The 20,389-nt window shown below is 61.3% G+C and carries 18 protein-coding genes; 9 read left to right on the top strand and 9 right to left on the bottom strand.

Annotated features, from left to right (window positions below):
• Positions 1-8: 8 nt before the first annotated feature.
• The 9 genes from ACP7E6_RS08180 to ACP7E6_RS08140 all read right to left on the bottom strand — a co-directional run bounded on the left by ACP7E6_RS08180 (position 9) and on the right by ACP7E6_RS08140 (position 10,061).
• Positions 9-1,163 (bottom strand): DegT/DnrJ/EryC1/StrS family aminotransferase, encoded by a 1,155-nt coding sequence (locus tag ACP7E6_RS08180; protein WP_426229210.1) that lies wholly within the window; start codon positions 1,161-1,163, stop codon positions 9-11.
• Positions 1,160-2,287 (bottom strand): hypothetical protein, encoded by a 1,128-nt coding sequence (locus tag ACP7E6_RS08175; RefSeq protein ID WP_426229209.1) that lies wholly within the window; start codon positions 2,285-2,287, stop codon positions 1,160-1,162. Before ACP7E6_RS08175 ends, ACP7E6_RS08180 begins: the two co-directional genes overlap by 4 nt.
• A 328-nt stretch (positions 2,288-2,615) precedes the next feature.
• The gene (gene cydB, locus ACP7E6_RS08170) at positions 2,616-3,620 is read right to left on the bottom strand and encodes a cytochrome d ubiquinol oxidase subunit II (RefSeq protein ID WP_426229208.1); all 1,005 of its coding nucleotides are present in this window, start codon (positions 3,618-3,620) and stop codon (positions 2,616-2,618) included.
• Positions 3,610-5,028: a cytochrome ubiquinol oxidase subunit I gene (locus ACP7E6_RS08165; protein WP_426229207.1), complete on the bottom strand. Its 1,419-nt coding sequence runs from the start codon at positions 5,026-5,028 to the stop codon at positions 3,610-3,612. Before ACP7E6_RS08165 ends, cydB begins: the two co-directional genes overlap by 11 nt.
• A gap of 536 nt (positions 5,029-5,564) precedes the next feature.
• Positions 5,565-6,734 carry a M20 aminoacylase family protein gene (locus tag ACP7E6_RS08160; protein WP_426229206.1) on the bottom strand — a complete coding sequence of 390 codons (1,170 nt, stop codon included), beginning with the start codon at positions 6,732-6,734 and terminating at the stop codon, positions 5,565-5,567.
• Between the two features lies 1 nt (position 6,735).
• Positions 6,736-7,575 carry an ABC transporter permease gene (locus ACP7E6_RS08155; RefSeq protein ID WP_426229205.1) on the bottom strand — a complete coding sequence of 280 codons (840 nt, stop codon included), beginning with the start codon at positions 7,573-7,575 and terminating at the stop codon, positions 6,736-6,738.
• Positions 7,572-8,300, bottom strand: a complete 729-nt coding sequence (locus ACP7E6_RS08150; protein WP_426229204.1) for an ABC transporter permease — start codon at positions 8,298-8,300, stop codon at positions 7,572-7,574. Before ACP7E6_RS08150 ends, ACP7E6_RS08155 begins: the two co-directional genes overlap by 4 nt.
• Positions 8,301-8,470: 170 nt before the next feature.
• Positions 8,471-9,253 (bottom strand): transporter substrate-binding domain-containing protein, encoded by a 783-nt coding sequence (locus ACP7E6_RS08145; RefSeq protein ID WP_426229203.1) that lies wholly within the window; start codon positions 9,251-9,253, stop codon positions 8,471-8,473.
• Positions 9,254-9,287: 34 nt separating this feature from the next.
• On the bottom strand, positions 9,288-10,061 hold the full coding sequence (locus tag ACP7E6_RS08140; RefSeq protein WP_426229202.1) for an ABC transporter ATP-binding protein: 774 nt from the start codon (positions 10,059-10,061) through the stop codon (positions 9,288-9,290).
• A gap of 210 nt (positions 10,062-10,271) precedes the next feature.
• On the opposite strand from ACP7E6_RS08140, the gene ACP7E6_RS08135 reads away from it, so the two are divergent.
• From ACP7E6_RS08135 to ACP7E6_RS08095, 9 genes are all read left to right on the top strand, one after another.
• Complete coding sequence (locus ACP7E6_RS08135; RefSeq protein WP_426229201.1) at positions 10,272-11,150, top strand: dimethylarginine dimethylaminohydrolase family protein; 879 nt, start codon at positions 10,272-10,274, stop codon at positions 11,148-11,150.
• Positions 11,147-11,782, top strand: coding sequence for a TetR family transcriptional regulator C-terminal domain-containing protein (locus ACP7E6_RS08130; protein WP_426229200.1), 636 nt, complete (start codon positions 11,147-11,149; stop codon positions 11,780-11,782). Before ACP7E6_RS08135 ends, ACP7E6_RS08130 begins: the two co-directional genes overlap by 4 nt.
• A 54-nt stretch (positions 11,783-11,836) precedes the next feature.
• Positions 11,837-13,027: a pyridoxal phosphate-dependent aminotransferase gene (locus tag ACP7E6_RS08125; protein ID WP_426229199.1), complete on the top strand. Its 1,191-nt coding sequence runs from the start codon at positions 11,837-11,839 to the stop codon at positions 13,025-13,027.
• Positions 13,024-14,634: a 5-guanidino-2-oxopentanoate decarboxylase gene (locus ACP7E6_RS08120; RefSeq protein WP_426229198.1), complete on the top strand. Its 1,611-nt coding sequence runs from the start codon at positions 13,024-13,026 to the stop codon at positions 14,632-14,634. Before ACP7E6_RS08125 ends, ACP7E6_RS08120 begins: the two co-directional genes overlap by 4 nt.
• 149 nt (positions 14,635-14,783) lie before the next feature.
• Positions 14,784-15,212: a hypothetical protein gene (locus tag ACP7E6_RS08115; RefSeq protein ID WP_426229197.1), complete on the top strand. Its 429-nt coding sequence runs from the start codon at positions 14,784-14,786 to the stop codon at positions 15,210-15,212.
• Between the two features lie 106 nt (positions 15,213-15,318).
• Positions 15,319-17,850 (top strand): protein translocase subunit SecD, encoded by a 2,532-nt coding sequence (gene secD, locus ACP7E6_RS08110; protein WP_426229196.1) that lies wholly within the window; start codon positions 15,319-15,321, stop codon positions 17,848-17,850.
• Positions 17,851-18,348: 498 nt separating this feature from the next.
• The gene (locus tag ACP7E6_RS08105; protein WP_426229195.1) at positions 18,349-18,579 is read left to right on the top strand and encodes a hypothetical protein; all 231 of its coding nucleotides are present in this window, start codon (positions 18,349-18,351) and stop codon (positions 18,577-18,579) included.
• A 151-nt stretch (positions 18,580-18,730) separates the two neighbouring features.
• Positions 18,731-19,195, top strand: coding sequence for an RrF2 family transcriptional regulator (locus tag ACP7E6_RS08100; RefSeq protein ID WP_426229194.1), 465 nt, complete (start codon positions 18,731-18,733; stop codon positions 19,193-19,195).
• A 141-nt stretch (positions 19,196-19,336) separates the two neighbouring features.
• Positions 19,337-20,347 (top strand): KpsF/GutQ family sugar-phosphate isomerase, encoded by a 1,011-nt coding sequence (locus ACP7E6_RS08095; RefSeq protein ID WP_426229193.1) that lies wholly within the window; start codon positions 19,337-19,339, stop codon positions 20,345-20,347.
• Positions 20,348-20,389: the final 42 nt, after the last annotated feature.

Genomic DNA, 20,389 nt, shown 5'->3' with positions numbered 1-20,389 from the left:
GCTTTTTTTCAAGCGGATTTTGCCAGAGGTAGTTCGCCGGCTGCCCGGCTGTCGATCAGGCTGACGATGACGCCGGTGACGCGTTCGATCTCTTCCTCGGTCATGTCATGGTAGCTCGGCAGGTTGATGGCGCGTTCGGGGATATCCCAGGCATGCCGGTTTTCGCGCCGCTCGGAAAACATCGGCAGGCTGGTCAGCGGATGGAAGAACACGCGCGCGTCGATATTGGCGGCGCTGAACGCCTTCTGCAGCATTTCGCGGGTGATGCCGATATCGCGGTCGAACACGGCGGTCGGCATCCAGGCGCCGTTGACGGTGCCGGTGTTCTCGGGGTTGAGGCTGATGCTCTGATAGGCTTTCAGTCTTTCGGCATAGCTTGAGAGAATTTCGCGCTTGCGGGCAATCAGGCTCCCGATGCGCTCAAGCTGGGCGCAGCCGAGGGCGGCCTGAATGTTCGACATCTTGTACTTGAAGCCGACATCATCCGGCCAGAACTGCTTTTTCTGGGCGCGGGCGCGGCCGTGATTGCTGAGCGTCAGCACCTTCTCGAACAGCGCGTCATCGCTGGTAACGAACATGCCGCCTTCGCCGGTCGTCAGTGTCTTGGTGCCGTGGAAGGAGAAAGTGCCGAACGTGCCCATCGACCCGGCGCGCCGGCCGTGCCATTCGGAGCCGATCGCCTCGGCCGCATCCTCGATGACCGGAATGCCGTGGCGGCGGCCGATCTCAAGAAGGCGGTCCATGTCGCATAGATTGCCATAGATATGCGTGGCGATGATCGCTTTGGTCTTCGGCGTGATATGGCGCTCCACCTCGGCCGGATCGATGCACCAGCTGTCGGGCAGGATATCGACGAAGACAGGGGTTGCACCGAGATGGACGATAGGTGCAGCCGTGGCGATCCAGTTGGTTTCGGCGAGGATGATTTCGTCGCCATGACCGATGCCAAGCGCTGCAAGCCCCATATGCATCGCGCCGGTGCAGCTCGACGTGGCGATCGCGTGGGCGACACCGAGATGGCGGCGGAAGCCCTCTTCGAACCGGACGATGTAATCGTAGCAGCGGTCGCCCCAGCCATGGGCGGCGGCGTCGGCAGCATAGGCGACTTCCAGCTCGGTAATCGAGGGCCTGGTATAGGAGATTCTCGATGCGGTCTGGTTCATGCCGCTTTCGTGTCCTTGCGATAAAGATCACCGCCGCAGATCAGCCCGACCGGGGCCATCATCAGCTTGACCGTCGCGTAAAATTCCCTGGCGTCACGCGCGCCGGCGATGAAACGATCGATCAGCAGCGCGCCGTCATGCAGGCCTCGCCGTTGATCCTTTTGCCGAACCTCATGGAATTCCGGGCGGAACAGTGGTGCGAGATGGCCGCCTTCGAATTCCTTCAGCGCGGCGAAATAGGCGTTGCCCTTGCTCTTGTAAGCCTCGCGGCCGGTTTCCATCATGCAGTCGATCATCAGCGCGCGCACAAAAGCTTCGTTGCCGCCGGACCACGGAGTACCGAGTTCACGCAGAACGTGAAACTGCACCTCTGCCACCGCCCCGGCAATGCCGATGCCGGAATGGAACGGGAAATTCCAGGGATAAAGCGGCTCTTGCGCAACAAACGGTACAACATTGATCGCCGACATCGGCCGGCCGCAGAAGGCCAGTTCATTGGCGAACAAAAGCACCTTGGCCGCCCATTCATATTGCGGCACCGGCGTCGACCAGTCCTGCGGCTCCGGCAGTTGCAACAGTGCATCCAGAAGCGACCGGCGAATGGCGGCGTGGTAGAGGCCAAACGGCATTTTCGGACTGTTGAGGCTGTTTTCCCAATAGAAGAAAGACTTCAACATGATGGTCTTGTCGAGCTTTTCGATGTGGTAATTGGCCGGGATGGCGACCGAGCTTACCTTGCCGGGTTCCGCATGGCGGTCGATCTGGAAGGCGTTCCATGCCAGGGCATCGACACCCGGCGACGTGGTTTCAAGAAAGGCGACCATGGTTGCAAGGTCGCTTTCGATGACATCGCCGGGATTGACCAGCGTCACCCAGTCGCCCTTGGCGGCAACAGTCGCATGGCGCCACAGGCGCTGGCGGGTGGTCCCCGCTTCTGCATCGGCAATGACGATTTTTGCAGCGCTGGCAGCAAGATCGAGAAGGGCGCCGGAGAGGGCGACATCTGCAGGTTTTGCGATGACGATCTCAAAGTCTGCGCTTTTGTTTTCCAGGAGCAACGTCACCAGCGGCAGGGCGTCTTGCGCGGCGGTTTCCACGGGAATGCAGATCGAGAGTTTGGTCATGGCTTGCCTCGTGACGTCAGCGGTCCTTGCCGAACCGTCACTGCGCGTGGCCAATCCGGAAAATGGTCACATCAGCAGGCAAGTACCTTCTGCACAGAGGAGGGTGCGGTCCTGTCTCGCAGCGGAAGGCATTGTCTGCTGACGTGTGCTTTAGAGTAGCGCGGGAAACTTGAGCGAAGCTTTGCATGGAGAGGCGCGCTGCCCGGCGCGCTTCAAGCGCCGAGCGAGAGTTTGATGGCAAAGCCGACGATGGTGACGGTCAGCACGCCGAGAAACCACAAGCCGACGAACCACAGCAGTTTTTTCGAAAGGCTGTTCTCAGCTGGCATCAGTGGTAGCCCTCCTCTGGATCCATCTTTCCGCGAAACACCCAATAGGCATAGCCGGTATAGATCAGGATGACCGGCACGAGGAAGGCTGCACCCCACAACAGGAAGGCAAGGCTGGAATCCGGCGCCGCCGCATCCCAGATGGTCACCGAAGGTGGCACCATATAGGGGTAGAAGCTGATGCCGATGCCGGCAAAGCCGAGGACGAACAGGCCCAGCGCCGCCAGAAACGGCTGGGCATCGCGCTCGCCGCGGATACCCTTGAGCAGCAGCGCAAAGCAACCGAGTACCAGCACCGGTACGATGATGCTGAAGACCGCCGTTGGCCAGCTGAACCAGCGCTCCAGATATTGCGGCCTGAGAAACGGAGTCCACAGGCTGACGATGCCCATCGCAGCGATTGTGGCAAAGCAGGTGCGCAGCGCGATCTTGCGGGCCTTTTCGGCCAGCTCTCCGGTCGTCTTCATGATCAGCCAGGTCGAGCCGAGAAGCGCATAGCCGATCAGGATGGCAAAGCCGGTGGCGATGGAAAACGGCGTCAGCCAATCCCACCACGCCCCGGCATAGGCACGGTTGGCCACGGGGATACCCTGAACCAGCGCGCCGAGCGCTACCCCTTGCGCGAAGGCTGCAACCATCGAGCCGCCGGCAAAGGCCCAGTTCCACAGGAACTCGCCGCGCTTGGTGCGCCAGCGATACTCGAAGGCGACGCCACGGAAGACCAGGCCGAGCACCATCGCGATGATCGGGGCGTAAAGGGCCGACAGGATGACCGAATAGGCGAGCGGAAAGACCGCGAGCAGACCGCCGCCGCCGAGCACCAGCCAGGTTTCGTTGCCGTCCCAGACCGGGGCGACGGAATTCATCATCACGTCGCGGTCGCGCTTTTCCGGAAAGAACGGGAAGAGGATACCGATGCCGAGATCGAACCCGTCGAGAATGACATAGGCGAGCACCGCAAAGGCAATGATGGCGGCCCAGATGAAGGGAAGATCAATGGCCATGATGTGTGCTCCCATGGGTGTGTCCGGTCGCCGGCCCGGGCATGATGCCCGAGGTTCTGATCGGCCCGTCGTCGAGATCGGGCATCGGATCGCGCGGCAGGCGCTTCATCAGCCGCAGGATATAGAAGGTGCCGGCGCCGAAGACGAAGAAGTAGACGACGATGAAGGCGATCAGCGAGGCAGCGACTGCGGGCGCGGCAATCGGCGAGATCGAATCGGCCGTCAGCAGCTGGCCGTAGATCGTATAGGGCTGACGGCCGACTTCGGTGGTGATCCAGCCGGCGAGCACGGCGACGAAGCCGGCCGGCCCCATCAACACGGCCGCCCGATGCAGCCAGTCGCTGCTGTCGAGCGTGCCCCTCACCCGACACCACAGGCTCCACAAGCCGATGCCGAGCATGGCGAAACCAATGGCGACCATGACACGGAAGGACCAGAAGACCACGGCGACGGGCGGCTCGAGATTGTCCGGGATGGTGTCGAGGCCCGCCAGCGGTGCGTTCAGATCGTGCTTGAGGATCAGGCTGGAAAATTTCGGGATCTCGATCGCATAGTCGATGCGCTTTTCTGCGGTGTTCGGAATGCCGAAAAGGATCAGCGGCGCGCCATTCGGATGGCTGTCGAAATGGCCTTCCATCGCCATGACCTTGACCGGCTGGTGTTCCAGCGTGTTGAGGCCATGGAAGTCCCCGGCCATGATCTGGATCGGCGCGACGATCGTCGCCATCCACATGGCCATCGAGAACATGGTGCGCGAACGCCGGGGTGCCGTATTTTTCAGGAGGTGCCATGCGCCGACCGCGCCGACCACGAAGGCGGTGGTGAGATAGGCGGCAAGCACCATATGCACCAGGCGGTAGGGGAAGGACGGATTGAAGACCACCTTCCACCAGTCGAGCGGAATGAACTGTCCGACGTCATTCATGCCGAAGCCGGCGGGCGTCTGCATCCAGGAGTTCACGGCGAGGATCCAGGTGGCCGAAATCAGCGTGCCGAAGGCGACCATGAAGGTGGCGAGGAAATGCAGTTTCGGGCCGACGCGGTGCAGGCCGAACAGCATGACGCCGAGGAAGCCGGCCTCGAGGAAGAAGGCCGTCAGCACCTCATAGCCCATCAACGGCCCGATGACCGGTCCGGCCTTGTCGGAAAAGACGCTCCAGTTGGTGCCGAACTGGTAGGACATGACGATGCCCGAGACGACGCCCATGCCGAAGGCAACGGCAAAGATCGTCTTCCAGAAGTTGAACAGGTCCATGTAGACCTGATCCTTCTTCCACAGCCACAGTGCCTCCAGCACGGCGAGAAAACTCGCAAGACCGATCGAGAAGGCTGGAAAGATGATGTGAAACGATACGGTGAAGGCAAACTGGATGCGAGCAAGCAACGTCGCGTCAAAACTCTCGAACACGGCACAATCCTTTCAAAGGTCTGGCGGCCGTCGGTGTGTCCGATTTCGCTCCGGCGTGTCCCCTGCCTTCGCGGTGTGTCCGGCGCCTGAACCCGTGCGCCATAATCTGCGCTATTGGTGCAAAAGGTCAATGACATCGTTGCAACCATAGTGTCACACTGCGACAATCGCCCACCTGCGGCAAAGTTGCATGCGGTCAAACGAGGCTCTGCAGGTTCATCGGATGCCGGAGGATTTGGCCGGGATTGTCCTTAAAAGAGACATCGATAAAATTTTAGCAATCGGCTTAAGCGGCCCGAAAATTCGACCGGCTATGGTTCCCCTATCGACGATAAGAAACCTGCCGAGCGGTCCGCGTTGCATGATGACAACCGCACCTTTGCCAGGCTTTTATCCAGATCTGCACCGCCGGTCAAAGCTTTGCCGCGCGTGCAGGCCCGAACATTCGACGGATCGCATCTTGCGATAGACTTGCCTACACTGTCCCGACTTGCCGCAGGAATGTCCCTTCCTGCGGCTTTTTCTTTTTTAAGCCGTTATGGCCGGGCGAGATAGGCTTCCGCCAGTTCGGTCCAGAAAGCGGCGCCGATCGGCAGCAGGTCGTCGTTGAAATTGTAGCCGGGGTGATGCAGCGATTTCTCAGTTCCGGTGACGCTGGAGCCAAGGAAGAAATAGGTGCCCGGCCGGTCCTTGAGCATATAGGCGAAGTCCTCGCTGCCCATGAAGGCGCGTTCGAGATCGACAACCTTGTCGGCGCCGGCAAAGCGTATGGCGAGATCGCGGACGAAATCGGTTTCCGCCTTGTGGTTGATCGTCGCATCGTAGCTGCGGTGATAGTCGACGGTTGCCCGCATGCCGTAGCTTGCAGCCTGGTTCTCGGCGATCAGCCGGATGCGGCGTTCCAGTTCGTCCCGCACCTTCGGATCGAACGAGCGGATGCCGACGACGATCTCGGCGCGCTCCGGAATGATGTTGCTGGCAGAGCCGCTGTGGAACGAGCCGACGGTGATGACGGTCGGGTCCATCGGATGGATATTGCGCGATACGATCGATTGCAGCGCCATGACGATGGAAGCGCCGCAGACGATCGGGTCGGCGGTTTCCTGTGGTTCGGCGCCGTGGCCGCCAAGGCCGTGAACGGTGATCTTCGCCTCATCCACTGCGGCCATGATCGGGCCTTCGCGCAGCGCAAACTGGCCGAAGGGCAGGCCGGGCTCGTTGTGGAGCGCAAACACGGCATCGCAGGGGAATTTATCGAACAGGCCCTCGTCCATCATGATCTTGGCGCCACCGAAATTCTCCTCGGCCGGCTGGAAGATCAGATGCACGGTGCCGTCGAAATTCTTGCGTTCGGCGATGGCGCGGGCGGCGCCCAGAAGCATGGTCGTATGGCCGTCGTGGCCGCAGGCATGCATCAGGCCGGGGGTCTTGGAGGCGTAGTCGAGCCCGGTTTCCTCAAGGATCGGCAACGCGTCCATGTCGGCGCGGATGCCGATCGAGCGGTTGCTCGTGCCGTTCTTCAGCGTGGCGACGAGGCCGGTCTTGGCCAGGCCCCGGGTGACGGTGTAACCGAGGCTTTCAAGGCAGGTGGCGACGAAATTGGAGGTGCGGACCTCCTGAAGACCCAGCTCCGGATGGGCATGCAGGTCACGGCGGATGGCGACCAGTTCCGGCATGGAGTTGGTCAGGTTCACGTTCAAGGTCATGTCAGGCACCACGGGTTGGTATGCGATTTTCAAGATAACGGAAGGCGAAGACAAGAATGGCTGTCAGGCACATATAGATCAGCGCGAGCAGCAGCAGCGGCTCGTAGGTTATGTAGGTATCCTGCCGCACCTTGGAGATGACGGCATAGACGTCTATCACGGTAATGGTGGCGACAAGCGGCGTCGCCTTCAATTGCAGCACGGTCTCGCCGTTCAGCGTCGGCAATGCCCGGTGAATGGCGCGCGGCAGCCAGATGCGGCGAAACAGCGTCCAGCGGCTCATGCCGTAGGCCCGCGCCGCCTCGATCTCGCCAGCTGGAACGCCGGCAAAGGCACCGCGCATGACTTCGCCTTCATAGGCTGCAAAGGAGATGGTCAGCGCTGCGACCCCATAGGGCCAGGATTCGCGCAGGTACGGCCAGAGGAAAGACTGGCGGATGGCCGGAAACTGCGGAAAAAGCGAACCGAGGCCATAATAGAGAAGCCAGAGCTGCAGCAGCAGCGGCGTGCCGCGAACGACGGTGCAAAACGCTTTTGCCAGCGCTTTCAGCGGCCATGGGCCGGTGACCTGGACGAGACCGAGCGGCACGGCCAGAAGAAAGCCGAGGATCGCGGTGCTGAACAGCATCGCCAGCGTGATCATGATGCCATAGCCGAGGCGCGGCAGATATTGCGGGATCCAATCCCAGCGCATGAACCAGACGATGCAGAACACCAGTGCGGCGGCGATCGCCAAAAGAACGATGCGGTGCGGCTTGAAGAAACTTTCGACCGTCGGCAGGTCTTCCGGCGTGATCGCCATGGCGTGGGTGGTAATGTCGGTGGTGGGCGTCTCGCTCATGACTGCTCCACGAAGCCACGCCGGGCCCGGCGCTCGATGATCCTGATGATGACATCAGAGACAAGCGTCAGCATCAGGTAGAGCACGCCGGCCGCACAGAAGAACAGCAGATAGGCCTTGGTGGAGCCGGCCGCCTGGCGGGTGACCAGCGTCAGTTCGGAGAAGCCGACGACGGCGAGCAGCGCGGTATCCTTGGTGGCGATCAGCCAGAGATTGGAAAGTCCGGGAATGGCATAGGGCAGCATGGCGGGCAGGGTCACCCGTGTCATCACCTTATAGGGCGACATGCCGTAGGCGCGCGCCGCCTCGATCTGCCCGGCCGGCACGGCCTTGATGGCGCCGCGCAGCACCTCGGTCGTATAGGCGCCCTGCACCACGCCGATGACGAAGATGCCGGCGACCAGCCCGCTGATATCGACCTGACCGATGCCCACAAGTCCAAGCACGTAATTCAGTGCGTCGGTGCCGGCATAATAGAGAAGCAGGATCAGAACCAGCTCCGGTACGGCGCGCACGATCGTCGTGTAGCATTCCATCAGGTCGCGGGTGATCGGGCCGCCATAGAGCTTGCCGCAGGCGCCGCCAATGCCGAGCATCAGTCCGAAGGCATAGCCGCCGATGGCGATCTCGATGGAATTCATCAGGCCCCGCAACAGCACGCCACCCCAGCCGGGCGGTTCAAGTGCCAGCAGGCCCCAGTTCATGAAGGATACAGGATCGGCCATGGGTCCTCTTTATCGGGGGGCTCCGCGTCCGCCGCATCACCCCCCTCTGTCACTGCGTGACATCTCCCCCACAAGGGGGAGATCATTCTTTTCCTTCGCCGGCTGCAATGTCAGGGAGGCGCAATAGACGCCGACAGAGGGGAGCGAGCCCTCCGCAGGCGGTTAGATCATCACTGGCCGTAAACGTCGAAATCGAAATATTTCTTCGAGAACGTGTCGTAGGTGCCGTTGGCGCGGATGGCCTTGATGGCGGCGTTCAGCTTGCCCTTCAGCTCGTCCTCACCCTTGCGGATGCCGATGCCGACGCCGGCGCCGAGAATGGCCGGGTCGTCCTTGACCATGCCCTTCAGGTCGCAGCATTCCTTGCCCTGGTCGCTCTTCAGGAAGGCGCCGAGCGCGATGCTGTCGGCCTGCACCGCATCGAGACGGCCGGCAGCGAGGTCGTTGTTGGCTTCGTCCTGCGTCTGGTATTCCTTCACGGTCGCGCCGTTTTCACCGAAATATTTCGAGGCGTAGACCTGATGAATGGTCGAAACCTGTACGCCGATCGTCTTGCCCTTCAGGCCTTCCGGCGTGGCTTCGAAGGTTTCGCTCTTCGGGCCGATGACGCCGGTCGGGGTGTTGTAATACTTGTCGGAGAAATCGATGGTCTTCAGGCGCTCCTCGGTGATCGACATCGAGCCGATGATCATGTCGATCTTTTTCGAGGTCAGCGCCGGAATGATGCCGTCCCAGGCCACGGGGGTGATGACGCATTCGAGCTTGGCCTCTGCGCAGATGGCCTTCTGGAACTCCACTTCCCAGCCTTCCCAGTTGCCCGAGGCATCCGGCGAGGTGAAGGGCGGATAGGGCTCGGCCGCAAAGCCGACCTTGAGGGGCTCGGCCGCCACGGCACCGGCGGCAACGATGCCCAGAGCGAGCGAGAAGGCGATGGTTTTGAGCGTCTTTTTCATGCTGTTCCCTTTTTTGGTTTTCGTGGTTTTAGTTTCAGTGGATGGAGCTGATGAATTTCTTCAGGCGTTCGGACTTCGGGGCGCCGAAAATCTCGTCCGGGGTTCCCTGCTCGTCGATGACGCCATCGGCCAGGAAGACGATGTGGTTGGCGACGTTGCGGGCAAACTTCATCTCGTGGGTGACGAGGATCATCGTGCGCTTCTCTTTGGCAAGATCGGCGATGACGGTCAGTACTTCGCCGACGAGCTGCGGATCGAGTGCCGAGGTCGGCTCGTCGAACAGCATGACCAGCGGCTGAATGGCGAGCGCCCGGGCAATCGCCGCGCGCTGCTGCTGGCCGCCGGAGAGGAAGGCCGGATAGGCGTCGCGTTTCTCGAACAGGCCGACGCGGCGCAGAAGCGCTTCGCCGGTGGCGGTGGCCTCGTCCTTGGATTTGCCGAGCACATGGATCGGCACTTCGATGACGTTCTGGAGGATGGTCATGTGCTGCCAGAGATTGAAACTCTGGAACACCATGCCGAGCTGGGTGCGCAGGCGCTGCACCTGCTTGCGGTCCGAAGGCATCAGGCCGCCGTGACCGTCTTTCTTCATCACGATGGTTTCGCCATGCACCGTGACCGAACCGGAGGTCGGCAGTTCCAGCATGTTGATACAGCGCAGGAAGGTGGATTTGCCCGAGCCGCTGCCGCCGATGATGGCGATCACGTCGCCTTCATTCGCGGTCAGTGAAACGCCCTTGAGCACTTCGAGCGGCCCGAAACGTTTGTGGAGGTTTGTGACCGCAATCGCCTGGGCTGGTTCCGTCATGAAAAGTCAGTCCTGTCGAGACAGGTCGCCAAATCTGAACGCATGAAAACAGTTCCCCTGTTTGTCTGTCGTGCGGCATTTTTGCCTGTCACGCTGTTCCATGAAACGCATCGTGGCACTTGTGTAGAAATTATTCAACCGTATAATAATTTCGACGCTGCTTTTTTTGGCAGCCCCGCCAGATGAACAATTTTCCAACAGGAGTAGACGATGACGGCTTATGGTTCGCAGGAGATGTCTGCCAATCTGACACGCGTGCTGATGCGCCGGCCGGGCGCCAGCCTTGTTGCCGCCGATCCTGCGAAATGGCACTATGGGCCAACCTTCGATGGCGAAAAGGCCGTGCGCCAATATGCCGAATTCACCCGTCTGGTGGAAAAGTCCGGCGCTGAAATCCTCTGGCTGGAAGACAAGGGCGATGGTCTTGCCGACGCCATGTTCACCCATGATCCCTCTTTGATGTCCGACCGCGGTGCCATCCTCCTGCGCATGGGCAAGCCATTGCGCGAAAAGGAAACGGCACTGCACGAAGCGGCCTACAAGGCGGCCGGTATCCCGATCCTCGGCCGTATCGTTTCGCCGGGAACGGTCGAAGGCGGCGACTGCATCTGGCTCGACGCCGAAACACTGGTCGTCGGCCGTGGCGTGCGCACCAATGAGGAGGGGATCTCCCAGCTCACCACGATGCTGGAACCGCTTGGGATCACCGTGCTTGGTTATGATCTGCCGCTCTGGCATGGCGAGGAAGCCTGCCTGCATCTGATGTCGGTGATGAGCCCGCTGTCGCGCGATCTGGCGCTTGTCTTCGCGCCGCTGCTGCCGGCTTCGTTCTACCAGTTGTTGAAAGAATGGGGCATCACCCTGATCGAAGCGCCGGCCGACGAGTTCCACGCCAGCAATGGTCTCAGCCTCAACGTCCTGCCGGTCCGGCCGAACGAAGTGATCATGGTTGCCGGTTTCCCGAAAACCAAGGCGGCGATGGAAGCGGCTGGGTGCAAGGTCGAGACCTTCGAGGCCGATGCGCTGTGCATCGCCTGCGAGGGCGGCCCGACCTGCCTGACCCGGCCGGTTCTGCGGCGGGCCGCATGAACCGCCGGACGTTCCACCGCGCGCCGGAGGGGGAGCGGCGGCAGGAACTGATCGAGGCGACCCTCGATACGATCGCCGAGTTCGGACTGCGCGGTGCGACCGTCCGCCAGATTGCCATCCGGGCCGGCGTCACCGCCGGCCTCGTGCGGCATTATTTCGCCTCCAAGGACCAGATGGTGGAGGAGGCCTATCGCTCGGTTCTCGCCAGCTTCGCCGCCAAGGCATCCGATGTTTCCGGCGATCCGGGCACGCGGCTGAAGCGGTTCATCACGCTCAACCTGACGGCCCCGGTCGCCAATGACCGCAGCCTGTCGCTTTGGGCGTCGTTCATCAGCCAGGTCCGGCTGGATCCGGAGCTTGCGGCGATCCATCGTGAAGGCTATCTCGGTTTCCGCAATGATTTGCAGGGCTTGATCGGGGATTTCCTGAAGGCAGAAGGCCGGTCTTCGGGCGAAGCGGAGTGCCGCCGCCATGCGATTGCCATCAATGGCATGATAGACGGGCTGTGGCTGGAGGCTTGCCTTGCAGGCGAGCTTTTCGAAGAGGCCGAGCTTGTGGCAATCGCAGTGTCGTCGAGCGAGGCCCTGTTGGGATTGCCGTTCGGCAGGGACGAACACGTGGCCGCCTCGTAGCAGCTGAGCGCGGCAAGCATGCCGCAAGATTCTGACTGAGGGTAGGAGACCCCTATGCGCTATTCATCGATCACCGACCGTCTGGCCGATCTCGGATCGGAAAAATGGGCGCTGCACATCCGCGCGCGGCAGATGCAGGCGAGTGGAACGGAGGTCATCCAGCTGACGATCGGCGAACCGGACATGCCGGCCGATCCCTCGCTGATCGCCGAGGCGCAGCGGGCGATGAATGCCGGGCGCTACCGCTATTCCAACGGCCGTGGCGAGCCTTCGGTGGTCAACGCGCTGACCGCCCGCTACGCCAAGCGCCGCCCGGATGTGACGGCGGAAAACGTGCTCTGCTTTCCCGGCACGCAGACGGCGCTGTTTTCCGTCATGCTGGGTCTGGTCGAGACCGGTGACGGCGTTTTGGTCGGCGATCCGCTTTATGCCACCTATGATGGGGTCATCCAGTCGACCGGCGCGCATCGCGTCACCGTGCCGTTGAAGCCGGAGCATGGTTTTCACATGCAGGCTGCCGATCTCGAAAAGGCGATCACGCCGAAATGCCGGGTGATGCTGCTCAACACGCCGCACAATCCGACCGGTGCCGTGCTGACGGCAGACGAGATCAAGGCGATCGGCGACATCTGCCGCAAGCACGATCTCTGGATCGTCTGCGACGAGGTCTATGAGGAACTGATCTTCAACGGGCCGTTTGCCTCGCCCTTCGACGATCCCGAACTGGCCGAGCGCACGATCGTGGTATCCTCGATCTCCAAGTCGCACGCCGCCCCCGGCTTCCGCAGCGGCTGGGCTGTCGGCCCGGTCGAATTCGCCAGCCGCCTGTTGCCGGTCTCCGAAACCATGCTGTTCGGCGTCCAGCCCTTCATCGCCGATATGACGGCCTATGCGCTGACCCATGACATCGGCACGTCGGCCGCCATGCGCACGTCCTACAAGACCCGCGCCGATCTGATCGTCGAGGGACTGTCGAATGTGCCGGGTATCGTGCCGCTGCCGCCGGAAGCCGGCATGTTCACGCTGATCGATGTGCGCGGCACCGGCCTGACGGGCGAAGCTTTTGCCTGGATGCTGCTGGAGCAGGAGCATGTTGCGGTCATGCCCGGAGCATCGTTCGGCAACGAGGCGACCTCCTTCGTGCGCGTCAGCCTGACGGTTCCGGACACGGTCATTCAGGAAGCCTGCGCCCGGATCACCAAGCTGGCGATCCGGCTTTTGACGCCGAAGGAGCGCCGCGCATGAGCGAAGCCCTGAAAACCGTCGGCGAAGTGCTGGTCGACCTGCTCGAGGCCAATGGCGTCGAGGTGGTGTTCGGCATTCCGGGCGTCCATACGGTCGAGCTCTATCGCGGCCTCGCCGCCTCGAAAATCCGCCACGTGACGCCGCGCCACGAGCAGGGTGCGGGCTTCATGGCCGACGGTTACGCCCGCGTCAGCGGCAAGCCCGGCGTGGCTTTGGTCATCACCGGTCCGGGGCTCACCAATACGATCACGGCAATGGCGCAGGCGCGGCAGGATTCGATCCCGATGCTGGTGATTTCCGGCGTCAACCGCCGCGATTCGCTCGGTCACGGTCGTGGACTGCTGCACGAGCTGCCGGACCAGCACGGCATGATCAAGACGCTGGCGCTCTATTCGCAGACCCTGCTCAATCCGGCCGATCTCGGACCCGTGGTGGAGCGGGCCTTTGCCATCTTCACCTCCGGCAGGCCGGGCCCGGTGCATATCGAGATCCCGACAGACGTCATGACGGCCCGCATCGCGGCACCCCCGCTGCGAAAAGCCACGGCAACGCGGCCAAGGGCTGATGCCGAGACACTTCAGAAGGCCGCCATTCTTTGTGGTGATGCGCAGCGCCCGGTAATCCTCTGCGGCGGCGGTGCGATTACGGCAGAAGCGGAAATCCAGGAGTTGGCCGAACGGATCGGCGCGCCGGTTGTCATGACCGTCAATGCGCGCGGCATGCTGGCCGGTCATCCGCTCCGGGTTCCAGCAAGCCCCAGCCTCAAGGCCGTGCGGTCGCTGATTTCCGATGCCGATCTGGTCATCGCGCTTGGCACCGAAATGGGTCAGACCGATTATGACATGTATGCCGATGGCGGTTTTCCGCTCCTCGGCAATTTGATTCGCACCGATATCGACGCAGCCCAGCTGGCGCGCGGGCCGCATGCGGCCCTGTCCATCCTGTCGGGCGCCAAGGCGGCGATATCCGGTATTCTGGTGTTCCTGACGGCCCAACCGGCAAGCAGGGGCAAGGAACGGGCGGCGGCAACGCGCAAGGCTGCCATGGCGGAACTGACGGCGAAGATGCGGGCCGAAATCGGCGTCATCGACGCGATTTATCAGGCGCTGCCCGATTGCGTGATCGTCGGCGACAGCACCCAGGCCGTCTATGCCGGCAACCTCTATTGCGATGCGCCGCGGGCAAAGAGCTGGTTCAACTCGGCGACCGGTTTCGGCGCGCTCGGCTATGCGCCGCCGGCGGCCGTCGGTGCGGCTGTTGCCGATCCGGACAAGCCGGTCATCTGCCTCGTCGGCGATGGCGGCATCCAGTTTTCGCTGGCCGAACTGGGATCGGCGGCCGATATCAACGCCAATGTCATCTTCGTCGTCTGGAACAATGACGGTTACCAGGAGATCGAAAGCTTCATGGTCGAGTCCGGCATCACCCCGGAGGGTGTAAAACCATCGGCTCCGGATTTCCTGCTCGCCGCCAGTGCGTACGGCGTACCGGCGGTGCGGCTGTCAAAGGCCGGCGATCTGGGGGCGGCGCTGGCGGATGCGCGCAAACGCGGCGGTCCCTCGTTGATCGAGATCCATCAGACGCGGACGGCGGGTGTTACCGCGTGAGCGTTGCGGCGTCGAGGATGTTCAACGGCGCGATGTGATGGTAAGATTTGACTTTGGTAGCGCGCGATGGTTTTTAGGCGCGCTTGCAGGCTGAATCGGCGTGCAGTTCGGCGATTTGCTGTAAAAACGGCGCGCCAACGGGAAGGACGATGTCCTCTATGGGCATGAACGGCAACAGCATCGACAGGAACCAGGCAGGCAAGCTTTTTGCCGTGCTGTGGATTCTGGCGGCGGCACTTGCCATGCAGTTCGTCGCGTCGGCGCAAGGACTGTCATCGCGGTTTCTGACGGAGGCGAGTGCCGGCAACGTGGCCGTTCCGGAGGGCGGAGCCTCCGACACGACACTGGCGCGTCATGCCGTTCGTGCTTTTCCAGTTGCCGATCTGCGTTTCCTGGCTGATCGCATCGACGGCAAGTCTTCGCCGGGCGGGCCGGGGCCATTTGTGCTGCCTGCTCCGGTTTTCGTCGCGTCGATCTCTTACGGCAGCATGCCCTCTACCGGTCTTTTGCATGCTGAGATAACGGGCGAGAAGGGTTACACGACCCGCGCTCGCGGACCTCCGGCGTTTTACGCCTGAGACTGCCTGAGGCGGTCTTTTGCGCATCGGCGCAACTTTACTTGACGCATCACACCCGCCGTCCCAGGCTCTGCCGGATGGGCGCGGGCTATAATGGAACCTCAACATGCGCACTTCGAAATGGGCCGTTCTGGCCTATGTCGCGATTACCCTGTTTGGGATACTCGCGGCGCTGCCCAACATCCTGCCGGCATCCGTCCAGCAGCAATATGCGTCCTTCCTGCCGGTCAAGCCGGTCACGCTCGGCCTTGACCTTAAGGGTGGTTCCCACCTGGTTCTGGAAGTCGATGCCGCCGGTCTGCGTCAGGCGCGTCTCAACACGCTGCTCGACGATATTCGCGGTGTGCTTCGCACCGAGCGGATCCCGACATCGTCTGCCCGTATCGCCGGCGATTCCATCGCCGTCAAGATCGCCGATCAGGCGGATCGCGACAAGGTGATGCCGAAAATCCGGGAGCTGGCGACACCGGCCGGCACGCTCGGTTTCGGTACGGCGAGCTCGGATATCGAGGTCGCGGCGGCAGACGACACCATCACGGTCAAGCTCACGGAAGCCGGTCTCAGCGAACGCATGACGGCCGCCGTCGACCAGAGCCTTGAAATCATCCGCCGCCGCGTCGACCAGGTCGGCGTCGCCGAACCGCTGATCCAGCGTGTCGGTTCCGACCGTATTCTCGTCCAGTTGCCGGGCCTGCAGGACCCGACGCGCCTGCGTCAGCTGCTTGGCTCAACGGCGCAGATGAGCTTCCACATGGTAGACACAACGGTCGATCCAAATACGGCCACGCCGCCGCGCGGCGTCGATATCCTGCCGGGCACAAATGACGGCGCCAAATATGCGGTCGAAAGCCGTGTGGCGATTTCCGGCGAACGTCTCGCCGACGCCAAGGCGGGCTTCAACCAGCAGACCAACGAACCGATCGTTTCCTTCACGTTCGACAGCCAGGGTGCACGGCAATTTGCCGAAATCACCCGCGACAATGTCGGCCTGCCTTTCGCCATCGTGCTCGACGGCAAGGTCCTGACGGCGCCGCGCATCAACGAACCGATCCCCGGCGGCCAGGGCCAGATCAGCGGCAACTTCACCGCCCAGGAAGCAACCGTTCTTTCGGCACTGTTGCGCTCCGGCGCCCTGCCGGCACCGCTGACCATCATCGAAGAGCGTTCGGTTGGTCCAAACCTCGGCTCCGACTCGATCCGCATGGGTATCTATACCGGTCTTGCCGGCTTTGCCCTTGTCGTCACGCTGATGGTGCTGCTCTACGGCGCCTGGGGCATGATCGCCAATCTCGGCCTTCTGCTGCACACCATCCTCACCATCGGTGTGCTCGGCATGCTCGGTTCGACGCTGACGCTGCCCGGTATCGCCGGTATCATTCTGGGTATCGGCATGGCGGTGGACGCCAACATCCTGATCAACGCCCGTATCCGGGAGGAAACGGAAGGCGGGGCAGGGGCGATGAAGGCGCTCGATATCGGCTTCAACAAGGCCTATGCCACCATCATCGACAGTAACGTCACGACGCTCTCCGGCACCATCCTGCTGTTCATGTTCGGCACCGGTCCGGTTCGCGGTTTCGCGATCACCATGATGCTCGGCATCGTCATCTCGATGTTCACCTCGATCACCGTCGTCCGCCTGGCGATGCGTGAAGTTGTCGTCCGCCGCAAGATGAAGAAACTGGAAATCCCGTCGCTGTTCGGCGGCGTTCCGCATATTCCGAAGATCTCCTTTATGAAGGGCCGCTTCATCGCCATCGGCATGTCGGCCTTCCTGTCGATCAGCTCCGTGGTCCTATTCTTCCATCCGGGCCTGAACTACGGCATCGACTTCGTCGGCGGTATCCAGGTGGAGGCGACGTCGAAATCCGTGCTCGACCTGCCCAAGCTGCGCGAAGAGCTGGAAGGGCTGAGCCTCGGCGAAGTGGCACTGCAGGAATTCGGTCAGAACCAGTCGGTGCTGATTCGCGTCCAGCGTCAGCCGGGCAGCGAACAGGAGCAGACCGTTGCCTTGAACAAGATCAAGGATGGCGTGGTCCAGGTCATTCCGGACGTCAGCTTCGAACGCACCGAAGTCGTCGGTCCGACGATCTCGGCCGAACTTGCCCGTTCAGGCTTCCTCGCCGTCGTTCTCGCGATGCTGGCGATCCTGTTCTACATCTGGTGGCGGTTCGAATGGCACTTTGCCGTTGGCGCCATTGCGGTGCTTCTGCTCGACATCACCAAGACGATCGGCTTCTTCGCGCTGACCGGCATCGACTTCAATCTGACCGCCATCGCGGCCCTTTTGACGATGATCGGCTATTCGGTGAACGACAAGGTGGTGGTCTACGACCGCATGCGGGAAAACCTGCGCAAGTACAAGTCGATGCCATTCTCCGACCTGATCGACATGTCGATCAACCAGGTGCTGGCACGATGCATCTTCACCTCGATGGCAACGGCGTTTTCGCTGGTGCCAATGGCGATCTGGGGTGGCGATGCGGTGAAGAGCTTTGCCTGGCCGATGATTTTCGGCGTCATCGTCGCAACGACCTCGTCGATCTATATCGGCGGCCCGATCCTGCTGTTCCTCAGCCGCTGGTGGAAGGACCGCGAGGCAACCCGCGCTCCGGGAACCGAGTTGGCCAAGAGCTGATCGATTTCTCCATGAAAAAATGAAAGGGCAGCTTCGGCTGCCCTTTTTTTGTCTCACGATGCGCCTACATAACAGCGGTGAACACGGTTCGGATTTCGAAAGAAAACTAGATTTTCATTCTACGATCTCCAGTTTCGTGAACAAGCCTTGCTGCATTCGACTGAAACATCGAATGGAATAGTATTATTTTTCGCGGGTAGACAAATTTAATTGACTAAATTTGTGGTCTATCCTATCTTGTGGTTGTTCGCAGATGGCATAGGCCGCAGCGGAGACCTGTAACGCGCCCGGAGAGCATCCAGCCGGGCCTTGCCGAAGGAGAGAGCCATGTCTGACGTTGCCCGCATCGCCACTTTCCGAGGCGCGCATTCCCATTGTCGCACAACGAAAGACCTTTGCATTCGCACCTTCTGGCGAATGTGAATTCCACGCAGTCTTTTCTTTGAATGTTGCACGATTTGAATGATCCGCGCCGAGGCGCGGTAGGAGCACTATCCCATGAGCAAGCAGGTTATAGAATTCGGCGGTGAAGCTGTCGGTGTCGTCGTCCCGGATGCAGGCCGGTTGAAGTTCGTCGCTGTGAAATATCACGTCTGGGATCTTGATTCGCGCCACTTTCGCTCGGCCGAAGAAGCAAGGGCGGCGGTGCGTCAGTTGATGTCGGCACAGGCTGTCCGCCAGCCGGTGTTGCCGGTTCAGGACACCTCTGCGGTCTATGCGGTCGCATAAGCCACAAATAGGTATGAAAACCGCAGTTTGGCCATCTTTTCACTAAATCGGTATATTGGCACGGCTTCCCATGTGATATGCCGGGTTATGTGATGGCAATCAGCAAATAGGCGCCATTTTCGATGCCTATTTGTGAAAAGAGCGAACTGCGATGCTGACCAAAAAGGGAAAATACGGATTGAAGGCGCTGGTCGATCTGGCGCGGCTTGATCCGGGTGAGACAGCCTTCATCACCGAGATCGCCAGCCGGAACAATATCCCGAAGAAGTTTCTCGATACTATTCTGCTGGAACTGCGAAATGCCGGCATCCTGCGCTCGAAAAAAGGACCCGGCGGCGGTTATTCGCTATCGCGGCCCGCATCCGAAATCCGCATCGGACAGGTCGTGCGGACGCTGGACGGCCCTCTGGCGCCGATCCGCTGTGCCAGCCGTACGGCGTACGAAGTCTGCGATGACTGCAACGATCCGGATACGTGCGAAGTCCGCAGGTCGATGACGACAGTCCGCGATGCCATCGCCGATATTCTCGATACGATGACCCTGGAAGCTTTCGTCGGCAATCCCGGCCAGTTGACTGCCGGGGAAGACGAGATCGTCGCACAGCGGGCAAGCTGACCCCGCAGGTTCCTGTCCTCGACCGCCGGACTTGACGGTCAGGCCTATTGCGCCAATAAGAGGGCAATTCGGCCGTTTTGGCCGATCCGCGAGTGCTCTGGTGATAACGGGATGCCTCGGTGTGGTTTTGGAGTGGCGATCATGGGTCTCAGGCAAATCGATATGAACCCTCCGCAAGAAGGCATTGTCATTGAATCGCTGCGGCGATCGATTGCCACGGCAGTCGATGGTATCAACGCATTTGCAACCCAATTTTCCGCCGATCCAGCGCTTGCGCGCAGCCTGGTTGATGCTGTCGAACTGATCGCAGGCGGCCGTGGCCGCGTGGTCGTTTCCGGGGTTGGCAAGAGTGGCCATATCGGCCGCAAGATCGCTGCGACCATGGCATCGACCGGGACATCCGCCTATTTCGTGCATCCGACCGAAGCCAGCCATGGCGATCTCGGCATGATCACCTCCGAAGATCTGCTCATCCTGCTGTCATGGTCAGGAGAGACCGTTGAGCTTGGAAACATGCTGGCTTACGCCAAACGTTTCAATGTCCCGGTCGTTTCCGTCACGTCCAATCCCGAAAGCCTGCTGGCGCGCAATTCCAGCGTCGCCATCACCCTGCCCAAGGTGCAGGAAGCCTGTCCGCACGGGCTGGCGCCAACCACCTCGGCGATGCTGCAACTGGCTGTGGGTGACGCACTGGCGATTGCGCTTCTCGAGCGGCGCGGGTTCTCTGCCCAGGACTTCAAGACCTTCCACCCCGGCGGCAAACTCGGATCGCAGCTGCTTCTCGTTCAGGAACTGGCGCATGACGGCGATGCGATCCCGCTGCTGCCGCTCGGCAGCCCAATGGGCGACGCGGTCATCCAGATGTCCTCGAAAGGCTTTGGCGTCGTCGGAATTACCGGTGAGACGGGCAAACTCGTTGGGGTGATCACCGATGGCGATTTGCGCCGCCATATGTCACAGGACCTTCTGCTCGAAAGCGTCGATACGGTCATGTCGCACAGCCCGCGGGTCATCAAGGGTAGTGTGTTGGCCAGTGCAGCGATGGAAATCATGCAGGCACAAAAGGTGACTGTACTGTTCCTGGTCGATGAGACCGGTGTTCCCAGCGGGATACTTCATATTCACGATCTTTTGCGCGCAGGCGTTGCGTAAGCGGACGTTGACAGGATTTGGTGCGCGGATACACGCGCGCGG

Source organism: Pararhizobium sp. DWP3-4 (genome assembly GCF_049898205.1).
GTDB lineage: Bacteria > Pseudomonadota > Alphaproteobacteria > Rhizobiales > Rhizobiaceae > Pararhizobium.
This window is presented reverse-complemented; position numbering and strand designations above follow the sequence as displayed.